Below are 17,072 nucleotides of genomic sequence, written 5' to 3'. Positions count from 1 at the left end.
GCCTTGCTCGGGCCGGCGGCGCGGCGGCCCGTTAGAGCGGGGAGCGCAGCCTCGTGCCGTCGGCGCGCCACAGACCCGAGGAGCCGCGCCGGTGCGAGCCCACGAGGTGGGTGTCGATCACCCCGATGGACTCCATCATCGCGAACATCGTCGTCGGCCCCACGAAGCTAAAGCCCGCCTCCTTGAGCTCCCTAGCGAGCGCCGCGGAGTTCTCGTCGCGGGTGGGGACCTCCGAGAGACGCAACGGCGCGATCGTCTCCTCCGGCTGGTGGGACCACACCAGCCGCGGCAGGCCGCCGCGCTCCCGCAGCCGGAGCGTCGCCCGAGCGTTGTTGATCGCCGAGTGGATCTTGCGCTCGTTGCGGATGATGCGGCGATCCGCCATGAGCCGCGCGACGTCGCCGTCGCCAAAGGCGGCCACGGCGGCCGCGTCGAAGCCGGCGAACGCCTCCCGCAGCGCGGGGCGTTTCCTGAGGATCGTCGCCCACGACAGGCCGGCCTGGAAGCCCTCGAGGCAGACCCGCTCCAAGAGCCCGGACTCGCTCGTGACGGGCAGGCCCCACTCGGTGTCGTAGTAGTCGGTTAGAAGCGCGCTGCCGGTCGCCCAGCGCGGCCGGTTGAGCCCGTCCTCGCCGGCGACGAGGTCGGGGGAAATCTCAGGTGCCATGCCTCCCTAGACTGTCACGCCCCGCCCCGCAGTTTCCGGGGAGATGCCGCCTCAGCCCCGGCTGGGCCGATGGCCGGGGCGGCGGTCTGGGGCCGGATATAGTGGGGAGCCATGGATAGACCGGCGATCCGCGACGGCGCGCTGCTCGTCATCCGCGTCATCTTGGGCGCGATCTTCGCGCTCGAGGCGGTGCGGGTCCTCATCGTCGACGGGCCCGCCGAGACCGCCCGCACCCTCGAGGAGGCCGGGGTGTTCTCGCCGACCGCGATGGCCTGGACCAGCGCCGTCGTCCTCGTGCTCGGCTCCCTTCTGCTCATCACCGGGCTGCTCACCACGCTCGTCGCCGCGATCCTCGCGGCCGGCGTCGCCGTGACCGTCGCCGTGCTCGGGCTGCCGGAGGGCATCTTCGACGCCGCGGCGGCCCTCGAGTTCCCGGTGCTGCTCATCGCCAGCCTCCTCGTCATCGTCGTCTTCGGCCCCGGGCGGGTGAGCTGGGACGGCGCGTTGAACCGATGATCGGCCACGGCGACATCCAGGCGGAGATCTCCGCCCGGCTCGACGGGGAGAGCGGCACGATCCCGGACGACGTGCTCGCCGCGCACCTCGACAGCTGCGAGCAGTGCGGCGAGTTCTTCTCCCGGGCGGTGCGCCTCCAGGACGAGCTCGGACCTAGCGACGCGCCCGCCGAGGAGGCCCCCGCCCCCGACTTCTCCGACGCGGTGCTCGCCCAGGCCGGCGGGGAACTCTCGCGGCGCGCGGGCAGGCGCCTCATCGGCCTCGTCGTCGCCCGCATCCTGTTGATCCTCACGGCCGCCGCGCACGTCTGGTGGGGTGTTGGGCTGCTGCGCCAGACCACCGGCATCGCGCCCGTCGACCCCGGCGGCGGGCCGCTGCCCCCGGGTGCGGACCCGGAGCTCTCCAACCAGCTCGTCCACGGCGCGGCCGTGTCCTTCGCGGTGGCGCTCAGCCTGCTGCTCGGCGCGGCGTGGCCCCGCTGGCTCATCGGGTTCGTGCCCTTCTTAGGGGCGCTGTCGCTGTTTACCGTGGGCTTCTTCCTACGCGACGTCGTCGTCGGCGCGGCCGATAGCTCCCAGTGCGCCTACCTCGGGCTTTTGCTGTTCACCGCGGTGCTCGCCGCGGCGACGTGGGCGGGCCAGGACGGCTTCGGCCGGTGGCGCGCCGGGCTGCGCGCCCTCGGCGCCCGCGGCGTCGGCTAAGACGCGTCGACAACCGGCGGGTCAGCGCCAGGAGGGTAGCCACATCATCGACTGGAACCACCAGTCGGGGATCAGCGTGCCGTAGAGGATGGGGGAGAAGTAGATAAACATCCCCACCGCGAGCGCGAGATAGGCCGCCACGCTCAGCCCGCCCCACGTCAGCGGCCCGCCGGCGAGCCTCGCCACCGGCCAGGAGGCCGCCCAGCGGGCGGCGACCGGAGGGCCGAGCCGGGCGATGCGGCGGCACGCGAGCGCAAGCAGCGCGATGGTGAACGGCACGAGCGGCTCGGCGTAGAAGAAGTACATCTGCCGGTCGTAGGCGATAAGCCAGGGGATAAAGCCCGCGGCGAACGCGACGAGCGGCCAGACCACGGCGAGCTCCCGGCGGGTAACCAGCCGCCACGCGGCATAACCGACGACCGGCACGGTGAGCCACCAGATCGCCGGGGTGCCGAAGAGGTAGACCATCCGCCGGCAGGTACCCGCGCCGCACTCGATATCCGTGTCCGAGTAGTAGAGCACCGGGCGCGCGGCGACGAGCCAGGAGAGCGGCTTCGAGTCCCACGGGTGATCGTGCCCGCCCGAGGTCGTCAGCGAGCCGTGGAACTCGAGCATGTCGAGGTGGTAGCGGATAAACCCCGCGGCCCAATCCGGCAGGTGGGCGAGCCAGCTGCCCTGATCGACCGCGCCGCTGGTCACGGCGTGGCGCAGGTGCGCGGTCTCCGAGGCGAACCACGAGCGCCAGCTCCACAGGTAGAGTCCCGCCGGCAGGATCACCAGCGAGGCGAACGCGGGAAAAGCGTCCCGGCCGAGCGCCCCGACAAGCGGCGTCCTCGCCGCGAAGCGGCGGCGCAGCCACCAGTCGCACGCCACCGTCGCCAGCCCGAAGAACGCCATGTAATAAAGCCCCGACCACTTCACCGACACCGCGAGCCCGAGGAACACCCCGGCGGCGAACCGCCACCACCGAAAGCCCAGCCTCGGCCCCAGCGGCGATCCGCCGAAGGTACCCGCGGCGCGGGCGGCGAAGAGCCGGGCGTAGACCTGCTGCTGGTCGCGCACCAGCGCCCACGCGGCGAGCACGACGAACGTCACCAGCGCCATGTCCAGCATCCCGAAGCGCGCGCCGACGAGCAGCACCCCGTCGACGACGCCGAGCAGCCCAGCCACCGTCGCCGCCCGCCACGAGAACGACAGGCGCCGCACCAGCGCCATCGTCGCGAGCACCGCCCCGCAGCCCAGAAGCGCCATGACGATCCGCCAGCCCCACGGCCCGTAGCCAAAGACCTCCTCGCCGAGCGCGACGAGCTGCTTCGCCAGCGGCGGGTGCACCACCAGCCCGAAGCCGGGGTTCGTCTCGATCCCGCCGACCGCGATGTCGAAAGCCTGCGGCGCGTAGTGCTTCTCGTCGAAGACCGGGGTGCCGTGGTCGGTGATGCGGCCCAGCCCGACGAGCCGCGTGACGAGTGCCAGCAGCGCGACGATGACCGTGGAGATCGTGTCCGCCCGGCCCCAGCGGTAGCGCCGCGGCGCGGGCGGCTCGCCCGCCGCGCGGGGAGCGCCGGGCGTTCCGCGGCCGGGGGCGGGGGAGGTCGTCGCGGGCGCTGCGGGTCTCACGGCCGGTAAGTCTAGGCGACCTTGCCGGCCCGCCGCCGGGCCCGGTGTGGGAAGCTTGAAGCCATGGCAGTGCGCGAGGAGGACCGGTCGACGCTCCCGGAGCGGGGCATCGTGCTCGCGGCGACGCCGCTGGGTAACCCGCTGGACGCCTCCCCGAGGCTCAAGGAGGCGCTCGCCTCCGCGCCGCTCGTCGCGGCGGAGGACACGCGCCGGGCCCGCGCGCTCGCCGAGGCGCTCGGCGTGACGATCGCGGGGAAGGTGGTCTCCCACTTCGACCACAACGAGGCCTCCCGCGCCCCGGAGCTTCTTCAGGCCGCGCGGCTCGGACCGGTGCTCGTCGTCACCGACGCGGGCATGCCGGTGGTCTCCGACCCGGGATTAGGCCTCGTCGACGCCGCCCACGAGGCCGGCCTGCCGGTGACCTGTCTGCCGGGGCCCTCGGCGGTGACGACCGCGATCGCGCTCTCGGGGCTGAAGGTCGGCGGCTTCATCTTCGATGGCTTCGCGCCGCGCAAGCCCGGCCCGAAGCGCCGCTGGCTCGAGGGGCTTAAAGAGGAGCGCCGCGCGGCGTGCTTCTTCGAGTCCCCGCACCGCATCGAGGAGACGCTGCGGCTGGCAGAGGAGGTGCTCGGCGGCGAGCGCCGCGTGGCGGTGTGCCGGGAGCTCACCAAGACCCACGAGGAGGTTTGGCGCGGCCCCCTGTCTCGCGCCGCAGCGTGGGCGGCGGGCGCGCGCGGGGAGATCACCGTCGTTGTCGACGGGGCGAGGCCCGGCCCGCCGAGCGTCGAGCTGCTCGCCGAGCGGGCCCGGGAGCTCGCCGAGCGCGAGGGGCTGCGGCTCAAAGACGCGTGCAAGCGCGTCGCGGAGGGCACCGGGGTGGCCAACCGCGACGTCTACAACGCCGCGCAGTAGCCCTCCCCGTGGCGCCCGGCCGGAGCGCTCCCGCCGGGCGCGGGCCCGGGGCTTATCCAGGAAGGTTTGATATTTTTCCAAGTCGTACTCAATATCGAGGGTTATGAGTACGTCCGATCACGAGGATTCACCAGGGGAGAAGGTCCAGCGCTCCGGCGACCCGGACTCCGCGGCCTCCGCCCGGCAGATCCCCCAAGAACAAGCAGCAGACACCTACGACCCCTCGCAGCAGGCCGACTCCCCGTTCCCGGAGACGGCCACCACCCAGCTGTCGGACATGATCGACGGCCGCGAGGACATCACCGAGCACGTCCACGACACCGACGACATCGCCCTCGAGTCGGAGGACACCAAGCACGCGCCGATCAACTGGATCGTCACCGGCGTCGCGGCGGTCGTGGCGCTCGCCGTGGTGCTGTGGGGCACCATCGGCTCCGAGTCGTTCTCCACGGTCGCGGACGCGACCCTGGGCTTCGTGCTCGACAAGCTCGGCTGGTCCTTCGTGCTCTTCAGCACGATCTTCGTGGCCTTCGTCATCGTCATCGCGCTCAGCCACTTCGGGCCCATCAAGCTCGGGCGTAGCGACGAGGAGCCCGAGTTCCGCACCATCTCGTGGATCGCGATGATGTTCGCCGCCGGCATGGGCATCGGGCTGATGTTCTTCGGCGCCGCCGAGCCGCTCGAGTTCTACCTCCAGGGCGTGCCCGGCCACGAGCCCGGCGACGTGGAGTCGGCGATGGCCTCGGCGATGTTCCACTGGACGCTGCACCCGTGGGCGATCTACGCGATCGTCGGCCTGGCGATCGCCTACTCGACGTTCCGCATCGGGCGCCGCCAGCTCGTCTCCTCGGCGTTCACCCCGCTCATCGGCGAGCGGCTCGCCCGCGGCTGGCTCGGCCAGCTCATCGACATCCTCTCGATCATCGCGACGATCTTCGGCACCGCCTGCTCCCTGGGGCTGGGCACCCTGCAGATCAGCGCGGGGCTCTCGGCCGCGGGGCTCGTCAACGAGCCGACGACCTTCGTCATCGCGGGGATCATCGGCGTGCTGACGCTGGCGTTCCTGCTCTCCGCGCTCTCCGGCGTGGGCCGCGGCATCCAGTGGATCTCGAACTTCAACATGATCGTCGCGGCGCTGCTCGCGATCTTCGTGTTCGTCGTCGGGCCCACCGTCGCGATGCTTGATCTCTTGCCCAGCTCGATCGGCGCGTACCTCTCCCAGTTCTTCGAGATGGCCTCGCGCACGAACACCACCTCCGATGCCGAGTGGCTCGGCACGTGGACCGTGTTCTACTGGGCGTGGTGGATCTCCTGGTCGCCGTTCGTGGGCATGTTCCTCGCCCGCGTCTCCCGCGGCCGCACCATCCGCGAGTTCTGCTTCGGCGTTCTGCTCATCCCCGCCGGCCTGTCGACCGTGTGGTTCGCCATCTTCGGCGGCGCGGCCATCACCGGCGAGGCGCAGGGCCAGGACATCTACGGCGACGGCGTCGCCGAGGAGCAGCTCTTCGACCTGCTGCACACCATGCCGGGCGGCTTCGTCGCCGGGCTTTTGGCCGTCCTGCTGCTCGCGACGTTCTTCATCACCTCGGCGGACTCCGCGTCCACGGTGATGGGCTCGCTCTCGCAGAGCGGCCGCGTCGAGGCGACCCCGTGGGTCTCCGCGGCCTGGGGGCTCATCGCCGCGGCGGTGGGCTTCACGCTGCTCATCTCGGGCGGCGGCGACCAGCTCGACAACCTGCAGAACGTGACGATCGTGGCGGCGACCCCGTTCCTGCTCATCGTCATCCTGCTCATGTTCGCGATCGTCAAGGACCTGCGCTCCGACGTGATCTACGCGGACTACCGCGAGCAGCGGATCTTCAACCGCAAGCTCGCCCGCGAGCGCCGCATCCACCGCGAGCTCCAGGAGCGCAAGAGCAACCCGAGCCCCGCGCAGCGGCTCGCCGATAAGGTCTCCGGCCAGCGCAACAAGTAGCGCCGGCTCCCACTCCCGCGGCCTAACAAAACGGGGCGCCGCAGAGCGCCCCTTCCGGCCGCGCCGCCCGCCTCCCCGAAAAGGGGCCCGAATGGGCCCGCCGGGGAGGCGGGATTTTTCTTTTCGCCCCTTAGCGCCCCAGGTCATGCCCCGCGCGGGGTGTGTCTTATCATTGCTTCCATGACAGAATCTGTGCTCGTTTCGGTTGCCTGGCCCTACGCCAACGGGCCGCGCCACATCGGCCACGTCGCCGGCTTTGGCGTGCCCTCGGACGTCTTCGCCCGCTACCAGCGAATGTCCGGCCGAAACGTGCTCATGGTCTCCGGCACCGACGAGCACGGCACCCCGCTGCTCGTGCAGGCCGACAAGGAGGGCGTGCACGTCAAGGAGCTCTGCGACCGCTACAACCGGCAGATCGTCGAGGACCTCGCCGGGCTGGGCTTGAGCTACGACCTCTTCACCCGCACGACCACGCGGAACCACTACGCCGTCGTCCAGGAGCTCTTCCGCGGCCTGAACGACAACGGCTACATGCTCAAGGAGACGACCAAGGGCGCGGTCTCGCCCTCGACGGGGCGCACCCTGCCGGACCGCTATATCGAGGGCACCTGCCCGATCTGCCAGGCCGACGGGGCGCGCGGCGACCAGTGCGACAACTGCGGCAACCAGCTCGACCCCATCGACTTGATCCAGCCGGTCTCGAAGATCAACGGGGAGACCCCCGACTTCGTCGAGACCGAGCACTACCTGCTCGACCTGCCCTCCCTCGCGGAGGCGCTCGGCTCCTGGCTGCGCACCCGCGAGTCGTGGCGGCCCAACGTCTTGAAGTTCTCCCTCAACCTGCTCGACGACCTGCGGCCGCGCGCGATGACGCGCGACATCGACTGGGGCGTGCCCATCCCCGTGGACGGCTGGCAGGACAACCCCGCCAAGAAGCTCTACGTGTGGTTCGACGCCGTCGTCGGCTACCTGTCCGCCTCGATTGAGTGGGCGTGGCGCAAGGGCGAGCCCGACGCGTGGCAGGAGTGGTGGCAAAACCCCGAGACGCTGTCCTACTACTTCATGGGCAAGGACAACATCACGTTCCACTCCCAGATCTGGCCCGCCGAGCTCCTCGGGTACGCGGGCAAGGGCGCCAAGGGCGGCGAGACGCACGCGCTCGGCGAGCTCAACCTGCCCACCGAGGTCGTCTCCTCGGAGTTCCTCACCATGTCGGGCTCGAAGTTCTCCTCCTCGAAGGGCGTGGTCATCTACGTCAAGGACTTCCTCAAGGAGTTCGGCGCGGACCCGCTGCGCTACTTCATCGCCGTCGCCGGCCCGGAGAACACCGACTCCGACTTCACGTGGGACGAGTTCGTGCGCCGCGTGAACAACGAGCTCGCCAACGGCTGGGGCAACCTCGTCAACCGCACGGTGTCCATGGCGCACAAGAACTTCGGGGAGGTGCCCGAGCCGGGCGAGCTCACCGACGCCGACCGCGCGATCCTGGAGCTCACCGCCCGGCAGCTCGACGAGGTTGGGGAGAACATCTCCCGCTCGCGGTTCCGCGCGGGCGTTACCGCGGCGATGCACGCCGTCGGCGAGGCGAACGCGTACATCGCCTCCCAGGAGCCGTGGAAGCTCGCGAAGAACGAGGAGGACCGCGGCCGACTCGCGACGGTGTTGTGGACCGCGCTGCAGGCGGTGAGCGACTGCAACGTCATGCTCACCCCGTTCCTCCCGCACATCGCGCAGCAGGTCCACGAGACCCTCGGCCGCGACGGGATCTGGGCCGCCCAGCCCGAGATCCGGGAGGTCACCGACGACGCGCCGGTCGACCTCGTCGGCGTGGGCCTGCCCGAGAAGGGCCAGAGCTACCCGATCATCACGGGCGACTACACCGTCGAGCAGGCGCGCTGGGAGCGGATCGACGTCGAGCCGGGCACCCCGCTGGAGAAGCCCAAGCCCATCATCCGCAAGCTCGACCCGGAGCTCGCCGAGACCGGCCCCGACTGGGCGCCGGTGATGGGCTAGCCAGATAGGCACCGGGCTCGTTGAGCATCGGGGTCGTGAAAAATACGGCCCCGGGACGGTCGAGCAGCCCGCGACGCGCCCTCCCCTTCCTCCCCGCCGGCGACACGCCGGTGGCGGGGAGCACAAAGGGGAGGGCGCTTTTTCGCGCTCGGTATCCCCGGATCCGGGGCAGCCCGACGGCCCGTTGGGTGCGCCGCCCCGCGGAGCCCGGCGGCGAATCCGCGGGCGAGGGGCACGCGTCCCCGCGCCCCAACGGCCCGGGGCTGGTGCCCTCGGCGGTGGGCTCGTGGGCTAGTAGGTGACGACGAGCTTGCCGATCGAGCGGTCGGTCTTGAGCAGCTCGTGGGCGCGCTCGAAGGTCTCGGCGGAGAGCCCCTCGAGGATCGTCGTGGTCAGCGGGCGGATCTTCCCCTCGTCGGCGAGCCGCGCGACGGTGGCGAGGATCTCCTGCTGGCGGGCGATGTCCTCGGTCTCGAAGTTGGGGCGGGTGAACATCGACTCCCAGTGCACGGAGATCGACTTCTGCTTGAACGCCTCGTAGGTGAAGTCCTTGGGGCTGTCGATGAGCAGCACCTTGCCCTGCGGGCGCAGCAGCGCGGCGTATTCCTCCGCGCGGCCGTTCGAGTGCGTGGAGAAGATGTAGTCGACGAGGTTCTCCTTCAGCGCGTCCACGAGGTTTCCGCTGTGGTCGACGAGCCGGTGGGCGCCGACTTTTTCCAGCCAGTCGCGGGACTCCCTGCGGGAGAAGGTAGAGAAGACGAACGCGTCGGTCAGCGCGTTGGCGAGCTGGGAGACCTGGCTGCCCACCCCGCCCGCGCCGCCGACCACGAGGATCGACGGCGTGCCAGTCTCCGGCACCTGAAGCCGGTCGAAGAGGCCCTCGTAGGCGGTGAGGCTCACCAGCGGCAGCGACGCGGCGTCGGCCGCGCTGAGGCTCTCCGGGGCGTGGGCGGCGATGCGGTGGTCGACGACGTGGAGCTCGGCGTTGGTGCCCTGGCGGTGCTGCGCGCCCGCGTAGAACACCCGGTCGCCGGGCTGAAAGCCGGTGGCCTTCTTTCCGACCTCTTTAACGGTGCCCACGGCGTCGAAGCCGAGGACCTTGGTGCCGTCGGCGTCGCGCTCGTAGCGGGCGCGCATCTTGTAGTCGATCGGGTTGACGGAGACCGCCTCCACGGCGACGAGGAGGTCGTTGTCCCCAGGTGTCGGGTCGGGGAGCTCGGCGTCGGTGAGGGCGGTGGGGGATACGGTGACAGCCTTCATGGCGCCCAGCATAGGAACGCCGCAGCTAGCGCCGCCGGATTCGATTCGACTGCCGGGCAATAGAATTAACAGCCATGTCGAGGAAGAAGCCCAGGCCGCAGCCCCGCCCCGCCGAGCCGGTGCCGGGGCTCACCGATTCCCACACCCACCTCGCCTCGGTGGGGGCTACAACCCCCGAGGAGGTGCGCGCCGTCATGGACCGGGCCCGCGCCGCGGGCGTGGAGCGGGTCTGCACCGTCGGCGACGACCTCGCCGAGTGTCGCGCCGCCGCGGCCGCCGCCGAGGCCGACCCCGGGGTCTACTGCGCGGTTGCGATCCACCCGACCCGCGCGGGGGAGCTCGACGGGGCGGCGAAGGCGGAGCTCCGCGAGCTCGCCTCGAGGCCGCGCTGCGTCGCGGTCGGGGAGACCGGCATCGACGGCTACTGGCTCGAGCGCGAACCTGAGACCACCGCGCCCATGGCGGTGCAGAAGGAGTCCTTCGCCTGGCACGTCGATCTCGCCTGCGAGCTCGGCAAGCCGGTGATGATCCACAACCGCGAGGGCGACGAGGAGGTCTTCGAGGTCCTCGACGCGGCAAAGGAGAGGCCCCGGGAGGTCATCCTCCACTGCTTCTCCTCCCCGCTGGAGACCGCGAAGGAGGCCCTCGAGCGCGGCTACGTGTTGAGCTTCTCCGGGAACGTCACCTTCAAGCGCAACGAGGAGCTCCGCGAGGCCGCCCGCATCGCGCCCGTCGAGCAGCTCCTCGTCGAGACCGACGCGCCCTTTCTTACCGCCGAGCCCTACCGGGGCGGGAAGAACGAGCCCGCGCTCGTCGGCCACCAGCTCCGCCGCGTCGCCGAGGTCCGCGGCGAGGACCCGGAAGTGCTCGCCGCAGGAGTGGCTCGCACCTTCGACCGGGTCTACGGGCTAGGCGAATAACCCCGGCCTAGCGCCGCCCGGGCCCACCCCGCGGATTGGGGGAGCGCCGAGCCGCTCGCTGTGATCGAAAACACGTCCCGGGACGGGGCTCGAGCCGCCCCCCAAGCCCCGTGGGCGGGCGGTGGCGGGAAACTCCCAGCTCGCGGCGCGCGCCGCGAGCCTTTCGGGCTTCCTTCAATCTTTACTTGAGGGGCGGCGCCCGCGGCCCGATCCGCCGCGGCGGCGGGAAACACGCCCGCGGATTCGTTGGACGGGGCCGGACCGTTATCGTATCGTTACAAACCGACTCGGCCGGCGGCGCAGCAGCTGCGCCCCGCCGCTCGGGCGGCCCCGGGAGGCCGTCGCGCCCAGACCATCGGGCGCGGGGGTGTCCCGGGGCCGTCGGACCGCAGTGAGAGATGACCGCGATGTCTACCCAAGGGACGGAAAGCTAGTTCTCTTATGACCGACAACCGCAACACCCTGGCCACCTCCATGCCGCTCAAGGTCGCGACCGGCGGCGTGCTGGCCTCCCTCGTCGTCGGTGGCGTGGCCGTCGCCGCCACCCAGAAGAACGTCGTGCTCGACGTCAACGGCGAGCGCATCGAGCTGGCAACCCTCTCCCAGGACGTCGAGGGCGCGCTTAACGACGCCGGCGTCGAGGTCGGCGAGAACGACCTCGTCGCGCCTGCGCCCTCCCAGCAGCTGGCCAGCAGCTCCGAGATCACGGTGCGCAGCGCGAAGCCGGTCGCGCTCGTCATCGACGGCGAGAGCCAGCAGGCCTCCACGACCGCCGAGACCGTCGACGAGCTCCTCGCGCAGTCCCCGGCGGTCGCCGCGGGCGCCCGCGCCGAGGGCGACGGCTCCGAGCCGGTCCGCGCGAACATGACCGTCAAGGTCACCAGCCCGAAGATCGTCGCGATCGACGAGGGCGGCGAGGTCACCTACGCCGCCGTCGCCGCGGAGACCGTCGCCGACGTGCTCTCCCAGCGCGGCATCGAGCTCGGCGAGGACGACACCGTCACCCCGGGCCTCGACGAGCGGGTCTCGGATGCGCAGCGCATCACCATCGAGAAGAAGACCACTGACACCGAGACCGAGGAGGAGAGCTACTCGGTCGACGCGGAGTACACCGACGACGAGTCCCTCGCCGAGGGCGAGGAGGTCGTCGACGACCCGGGCGAGGACGGCGTCAAGGAGATCACCCGCGAGGTCTCCAAGGTCAACGGCGAGGTCGTCGACGAGAAGATCGTCGACGAGAAGGTCGTCCAGGAGGCCCGCCCGGCGAAGATCCGCCGCGGCGTCGCCGCCCCGCAGCCCGCGGCGCCCGCCCCGCAGGGCAGCAACGGCGGCGGCCAGCAGCAGGGCCCCTCGAAGCCCGCGCCCGCCGTCGCCGGCGGCAGCGTCTGGGACGCGATCGCCCAGTGCGAGTCCGGCGGCGACTGGAGCATCAACACCGGCAACGGCTACTCCGGCGGCCTGCAGTTCGCGCAGGGCACCTGGCTCGGCCACGGCGGCGGCGAGTTCGCCCCGCAGGCCCACCTCGCGACCCGCGAGCAGCAGATCGCCGTCGCCGAGCGCGTCCAGGCCAGCCAGGGCTGGGGCGCCTGGCCCGCCTGCACCGCGAAGCTCGGCCTGCGCTAAGTAGCAGCCAGCCTCGCGCCGCGCCCGGCCATATTTATTGGAGACCTTCGGCCGGGCCGCGCACCTACGACAGCCGCCGCCACCCGCGGCGGCTGTCGCGTATCCGGGCACGCTAGATTAAGGGGCCATGGAGGGAAGCGAACCGCGCCTGCTCGGGCCCGCCGAGATCAGGGAGCTCGCCGACGCGCTGGGGCTTAATCCCACGAAGCGGCTGGGCCAGAACTTCGTCCACGACGCGAACACCGTGCGCCGCATCGTCGCCGCCGCGGGCGTCGGGGAGGGCGACCACGTCGTCGAGGTGGGCCCGGGGCTTGGCTCGCTGACCCTGGCGCTGCTCGGCGCGGTCGGGCGGGTTACCGCCGTCGAGATCGACACCCGGCTCGCGGAGCTTTTGCCCCGCACCGCGGAGGCCCGTGCCCCGCGCCAGCACGAGTCGCTGTCCGTCATCCGCGCCGACGCGCTGACGCTTGCGCCCGGCGACGTCGAGGACCCCACCGCGCTCGTGGCGAACCTGCCCTACAACGTCTCCGTTCCGGTGCTCATCCACCTGCTCGAGACGTTCCCCACGATTAAACGCGTGCTCGTCATGGTCCAGGCCGAGGTCGCCGAGCGGCTCGCAGCTACGCCCGGCTCGAAGGCCTACGGGGTGCCCTCGGTCAAGGCCGCGTTCTACGGGGACGTCGCCCGCGCGGGCGCGGTCGGCAAGAACGTCTTCTGGCCCGCCCCGAAAGTCGCCTCGGGGCTCGTGCGCCTCGAGCGCCACGAGCCCGGCTCCGTCGGCTGGGAGCCCGGCGACGCCCACCTCGTCTTCCCGCTCGTCGACGCGGCCTTCGCGCAGCGCCGCAAGACGCTGCGCGCCGCGCTCTCCGGTTCGCTGGGCTCCGCGGCGCGCGCCGAGGAGGCGCTCGCCGCCGCCGGCATCGACCCGAAGCTCCGCGGCGAGGCCCTCGGCGTGGAGTCGTTCGTCGCGCTCGCCCGGGCGGCGCGCGACCTCGAGCAGGACAGGGAGGGGGAGAGCGCGAAGTGAGCGAGCACATCACGGCGAGCGCACCGGCGAAGATCAACGCGTTCCTCTCCGTCGGTCCGGCGCGCTCGGACGGGTTCCACGGGCTCTCCACGGTGTTCGTCGCGCTCGACCTCGCCGGGACGGTCGAGGTCGAGTTCCTTGCCGGCTGGGGCGCCGACGCCGTCACCGCCGACGGGCCGTTCGCCGCGGGCGTGCCCACCGACTCCAGTAACTTGGCCGCCCGGGCTCTGGCAGCGCTCAAGAAGCGATGCGAGGAGACCGGCCGGCCCGCCTGGGGCAGCGCGGTGGCCCGCCTGACGAAGAACGTGCCCGCCGCCGGCGGCATGGCCGGCGGCTCCGCCGACGCGGCCGCCGCGCTGCGCGCCGGCAACGCCTACCTCGAGCGCCGCGGCGCCGCCTTCGACGAGGAGGAGCTCCGCACGATCGCCGCGAGCCTCGGCTCGGACGTGCCGTTCGCGCTGCTCGGCGGAGCGGCCGCGGGATCCGGCCGCGGGGAGCGCCTCACCCCCATCGACGCGCCCCACGAGTTCCGGTGGATCGCCGTGCCCCACCAGGTCTCCCTGCCCACCCCCGGGGTGTTCGCCCGGCTCGACGAGATGCGCGCCGCGGGCACCGCCCCGCAACCGGTGCGCGGCCGCGGGGAGGCCGCGCGCGCGCTCAAGGCCGGCGACCCGGAGCGCCTCGGCGCGGCGCTCGCCAACGACCTCGCCGCGCCCGCGATGGAGTTGCGCCCCGGCATCGCCCACACGCTTCTCGAGCTGCGTCAGCTCCCCGGCGTGACCGGGGTGGTGGTCTCCGGCTCCGGGCCCACCGTCGTGGCACTCCTCGCCGGCGAGGAGGAACAACAGGCCGCCTCCGAGGCGCTGCGCTCCCGCGGCGTCGAGCACCTGCTCGCCGCAGGGCCCGCGCCGGGCGCGCGCGTCATCGGCGGCGAGCCGTAGGCGGTTATCGGCTGCGGGCCCGCGGCGGAGCTACGTGACGAGGCTACGCCCGCGGCGGCCGCCGAGGCCGCGTATCCGGGCTCTTAAGCCCGGTCGTCGGCGGGGCCGCGTCCGGCGGCGGGAGCGGCCGCCCGCTCGGCCCGAGCCGGGCCTTAGAGTCAATGGTCAGCACGACGGGAAGGAAGGTGCCCCACATGGCGAAGGAGAACCTCGTCAGCGCCGATCTACTGGAGAAGTCCTACGGTCTCAAGACGCTGCTCGACGGCGTGAGCCTCGGGATCGGCGCCGGCGACCGCATCGGCGTCGTGGGGCTCAACGGCGGCGGCAAGTCCACCCTCATCCGGCTGCTCGCCGGGAAGGACGAGCCCGACGGCGGGCGAGTGAGCCGCAACCGCGACCTCCGCTTCGAGCTCGTCGGGCAGAACACCGACCTCGCTGGCGACACCGTCGGCGCCGCCATCCTCGAGCCCCTAGGCCTCGAGGTCTACGAGTGGGCCTCCAACCCCAGGGCGCGTGCCGTGCTCACCGGGCTCGGCATCGACGAGCTCGGCCTCGACACCCCGGTTACCGGGCTCTCCGGCGGGGAGCGCCGCCGCGTCGCGCTCGCCGCGACGCTCGTGAAGGACCTCGACCTCGTGCTCCTCGACGAGCCCACCAACCACCTCGACGTCGAGGGCGTCGAATGGCTCGCCAAACACCTGCTCTCCAGGCGCTGCGCGGTCGTCGTCGTCACCCACGACCGCTGGTTCCTCGACACCGTCGCCACCCACACCTGGGAGGTCCACGACGGCACCGTCGACGTCTACGAGGGCGGCTACAACGACTGGGTCTTCGCCCGCGCCGAGCGCCAGCGCCAGGCAGAGGCCGCCGAGCAGCGACGCAGAAACCTCGCGCGCAAGGAACTCGCCTGGCTGCGCCGCGGCCCCCAGGCCCGCACCTCCAAGCCCCGCTACCGCGTCGAGGCAGCCGAGGCGATCATTAAAGACGTGCCCCCGGTGCGCGACAGCGTCGAGCTCATGAAGTTCTCCGAGCGCAGGCTCGGCAAGAAGGTCATCGACTTAATCGACGCGACCGTCGCCACGCCCGACGGGCGCCCCCTCGTTACGGACCTCACGTGGCGGCTCGCGCCGGGCGAGCGCGTCGGGCTCGTCGGCGTCAACGGCTCGGGCAAGACCACGCTGCTGCGGGCGCTCGCCGGCGACGACGTGCTCACCGCCGGGCGCCGCGAGCAGGGCCTGACGGTGAAGCTCGGGTGGCTGCGCCAGGAGCTCGACGACCTGGACGTCGACCGCCGGGTCCTCGACTCCGTCGAGGACGTCGCGACCTACACCCACATCGGGAATAAGGAGATCAGCGCCTCGCAGCTCGCCGAGCGGCTGGGCTTCAGCCGCAAGCGGCAGCGCACCTTCATCCGCGACCTCTCCGGCGGGGAGCGGCGGCGCCTGCAGCTCACCCGGGTGCTCATGTCCGAGCCGAACGTGCTCCTCCTCGACGAGCCCACCAACGACCTAGACATCGACACGCTCCAGGAGCTCGAGTCGCTGCTCGACGGCTGGCCGGGCACGCTCGTGGTGATCTCCCACGACCGCTACCTCATCGAGCGGATATGCGACTCGGCCTACGCGCTCTTCGGCGACGGTAGGCTCACCCACCTGCCCGGCGGCATCGCCGAGTACCTCGAGCGCCGCGCAGCCCAGGAGGAGGGTTCCTCTGGCGCGAACGACGTCAGCGCGCTCACCGCCGACGCCGGTGCGAAGAGCACCGTCCCCGCCCAGGAGAACGCCGCGGTGGGGGAGAGGGAGCCCTCGGGCGGCGGGCAGCGCGACCGGGAGCTGCAGAAGGAGATGCGCTCCCTCGAGCGGAAGATGTCGCGCGTCGAGCAGCGGATCGACAAGCTCGAGAAGGAACTCGCCGACGCCGCGGAGGCCGTCGACACCGACGCGATGACCAAGCTGAGCACGCAGCTCTCCGAGGCGAAGGACGAGTACGACGAGCTGGAGACCTCCTGGCTCGAGGCTGCCGAGGAGCGCGAGGGCTAACGTCTTCGGTGGCCGGCTGCGTCGCGAACGACGTAGCCGGCCGGCTAACCCGGGCTCCGCCCCGCGCTGATGGAGCCGCGGCGCGACAGAGCAACGCGCGCTTTCGCGCCTTGCGCGTGGTTTTTTCCCGCGGGATCTTGCCGCCCAGGCGACCTATCACTCCTGCGAGTCGAGCTGCTCGCTGATCTCCTGATAGCAATCGCGGAGGTCGGCCTCGCGGTCGAGCGGGGTGAACGGGTACTCGAAGACGTACTCGACGCCGGACTGGGGGTGGGCCCAGGTGCGCTCCTCGACCGAGAGCGGCTCGTCGCCGTCGGCTGTGGCGGCTTTAGTGTGGGTCTTGGTGATGTCCTTCGGTACTCCCCGACCATTCCGATCCACGAGGTCGGTTTTGTCACGCTGGTAGAGCACCGGGAATTGAGTCCGGTAGATCATCACCAGATCCTCGATCCCGACACCGAGGGCGATCGCCACGGCAGCGTTCAGCAGGTTCTCAGTGTGCCACCGATCCTTCGTGGTGCGCACCGGGACCTCCGGCGTCCACTCTGTTTCGGTGAGTTCTTCCCACAGCGGGGCATAGGCCCCGGTGAGGCAGTTCAGCCGCAAATACGCCGGAACGGCTAACCGATCGATTGCCAAACCGGAGGGGAGAGACAGGATGCTTCCGGTGTCACCGCGGAGATCTGACTTACCCGACACGCGAATTTGGAAATCAGCCAAAAGCGAAGCTGCCATAGCCCCGAGCACGATCGTTCCGCGCAGCGAGTGAGTACTTGAAGCTGAAAAGACCGCATCGACGTGTTCCGTGCCAGGCGGTAGGACCGCGGGGTACATGGTGCGGTAGCCGGTGGTGGCTGCCAT

General features: G+C 71.4%; 13 protein-coding genes and 1 pseudogene. 10 read left to right on the top strand and 4 right to left on the bottom strand.

Annotated features, from left to right (window positions below; genetic code table 11):
• Positions 1–31: 31 nt before the first annotated feature.
• Positions 32–667: a DNA-3-methyladenine glycosylase I gene (locus tag HMPREF9719_RS02080; protein ID WP_004600311.1), complete on the bottom strand. Its 636-nt coding sequence runs from the start codon at positions 665–667 to the stop codon at positions 32–34.
• A 111-nt stretch (positions 668–778) separates the two neighbouring features.
• Between HMPREF9719_RS02080 and HMPREF9719_RS02075 the strand changes: the two genes are divergently transcribed.
• The gene (locus HMPREF9719_RS02075; RefSeq protein ID WP_004600310.1) at positions 779–1,183 is read left to right on the top strand and encodes a DoxX family membrane protein; all 405 of its coding nucleotides are present in this window, start codon (positions 779–781) and stop codon (positions 1,181–1,183) included.
• A complete protein-coding gene (locus HMPREF9719_RS02070) occupies positions 1,180–1,884 on the top strand; it encodes a zf-HC2 domain-containing protein (protein WP_004600309.1) in 705 nt (234 codons plus the stop codon). The genes HMPREF9719_RS02075 and HMPREF9719_RS02070 overlap by 4 nt, the downstream gene beginning before the upstream one ends.
• 21 nt (positions 1,885–1,905) lie before the next feature.
• Here the strand turns inward: HMPREF9719_RS02070 and HMPREF9719_RS02065 are convergent, their stop codons facing one another.
• A complete protein-coding gene (locus HMPREF9719_RS02065) occupies positions 1,906–3,501 on the bottom strand; it encodes a dolichyl-phosphate-mannose--protein mannosyltransferase (RefSeq protein WP_004600308.1) in 1,596 nt (531 codons plus the stop codon).
• 63 nt (positions 3,502–3,564) lie between these two features.
• Between HMPREF9719_RS02065 and rsmI the strand changes: the two genes are divergently transcribed.
• From rsmI to metG, 3 genes are all read left to right on the top strand, one after another.
• Positions 3,565–4,413 carry a 16S rRNA (cytidine(1402)-2'-O)-methyltransferase gene (rsmI, locus tag HMPREF9719_RS02060; protein WP_004600307.1) on the top strand — a complete coding sequence of 283 codons (849 nt, stop codon included), beginning with the start codon at positions 3,565–3,567 and terminating at the stop codon, positions 4,411–4,413.
• A 277-nt stretch (positions 4,414–4,690) separates the two neighbouring features.
• Positions 4,691–6,388 carry a BCCT family transporter gene (locus HMPREF9719_RS02055; RefSeq protein ID WP_237737873.1) on the top strand — a complete coding sequence of 566 codons (1,698 nt, stop codon included), beginning with the start codon at positions 4,691–4,693 and terminating at the stop codon, positions 6,386–6,388.
• 180 nt (positions 6,389–6,568) lie between these two features.
• A complete protein-coding gene (gene metG / locus HMPREF9719_RS02050; protein ID WP_004600305.1) occupies positions 6,569–8,401 on the top strand; it encodes a methionine--tRNA ligase in 1,833 nt (610 codons plus the stop codon).
• Between the two features lie 291 nt (positions 8,402–8,692).
• Here metG and HMPREF9719_RS02045 read toward each other — a convergent pair whose 3' ends face one another.
• Positions 8,693–9,661, bottom strand: coding sequence for a zinc-binding alcohol dehydrogenase family protein (locus tag HMPREF9719_RS02045; RefSeq protein WP_237737863.1), 969 nt, complete (start codon positions 9,659–9,661; stop codon positions 8,693–8,695).
• A gap of 74 nt (positions 9,662–9,735) precedes the next feature.
• Here HMPREF9719_RS02045 and HMPREF9719_RS02040 point away from each other — a divergent pair, with 74 nt between their 5' ends.
• The 5 genes from HMPREF9719_RS02040 to HMPREF9719_RS02020 all read left to right on the top strand — a co-directional run bounded on the left by HMPREF9719_RS02040 (position 9,736) and on the right by HMPREF9719_RS02020 (position 16,211).
• The gene (locus tag HMPREF9719_RS02040; protein WP_004600303.1) at positions 9,736–10,581 is read left to right on the top strand and encodes a TatD family hydrolase; all 846 of its coding nucleotides are present in this window, start codon (positions 9,736–9,738) and stop codon (positions 10,579–10,581) included.
• 441 nt (positions 10,582–11,022) lie between these two features.
• A complete protein-coding gene (locus HMPREF9719_RS02035; RefSeq protein WP_004600302.1) occupies positions 11,023–12,204 on the top strand; it encodes a resuscitation-promoting factor in 1,182 nt (393 codons plus the stop codon).
• A 127-nt stretch (positions 12,205–12,331) separates the two neighbouring features.
• Positions 12,332–13,231 (top strand): 16S rRNA (adenine(1518)-N(6)/adenine(1519)-N(6))-dimethyltransferase RsmA, encoded by a 900-nt coding sequence (gene rsmA, locus HMPREF9719_RS02030; RefSeq protein WP_004600301.1) that lies wholly within the window; start codon positions 12,332–12,334, stop codon positions 13,229–13,231.
• Positions 13,228–14,172, top strand: coding sequence for a 4-(cytidine 5'-diphospho)-2-C-methyl-D-erythritol kinase (ispE, locus tag HMPREF9719_RS02025; RefSeq protein WP_004600300.1), 945 nt, complete (start codon positions 13,228–13,230; stop codon positions 14,170–14,172). The genes rsmA and ispE overlap by 4 nt, the downstream gene beginning before the upstream one ends.
• A 194-nt stretch (positions 14,173–14,366) precedes the next feature.
• Positions 14,367–16,211, top strand: a complete 1,845-nt coding sequence (locus HMPREF9719_RS02020; RefSeq protein WP_004600299.1) for an ABC-F family ATP-binding cassette domain-containing protein — start codon at positions 14,367–14,369, stop codon at positions 16,209–16,211.
• A gap of 156 nt (positions 16,212–16,367) precedes the next feature.
• On the opposite strand, the pseudogene HMPREF9719_RS09775 reads toward HMPREF9719_RS02020, so the two are convergent.
• Positions 16,368–17,072, bottom strand: a pseudogene (locus HMPREF9719_RS09775) (class I SAM-dependent DNA methyltransferase); the annotation flags it as partial.

The organism is Corynebacterium otitidis ATCC 51513, assembly GCF_000296405.1.
In the GTDB taxonomy this organism is placed as follows: domain Bacteria; phylum Actinomycetota; class Actinomycetes; order Mycobacteriales; family Mycobacteriaceae; genus Corynebacterium; species Corynebacterium otitidis.
The sequence above is the reverse complement of the archived record's forward strand: the minus strand, read 5'-3'. Positions and strand labels throughout refer to the sequence as shown.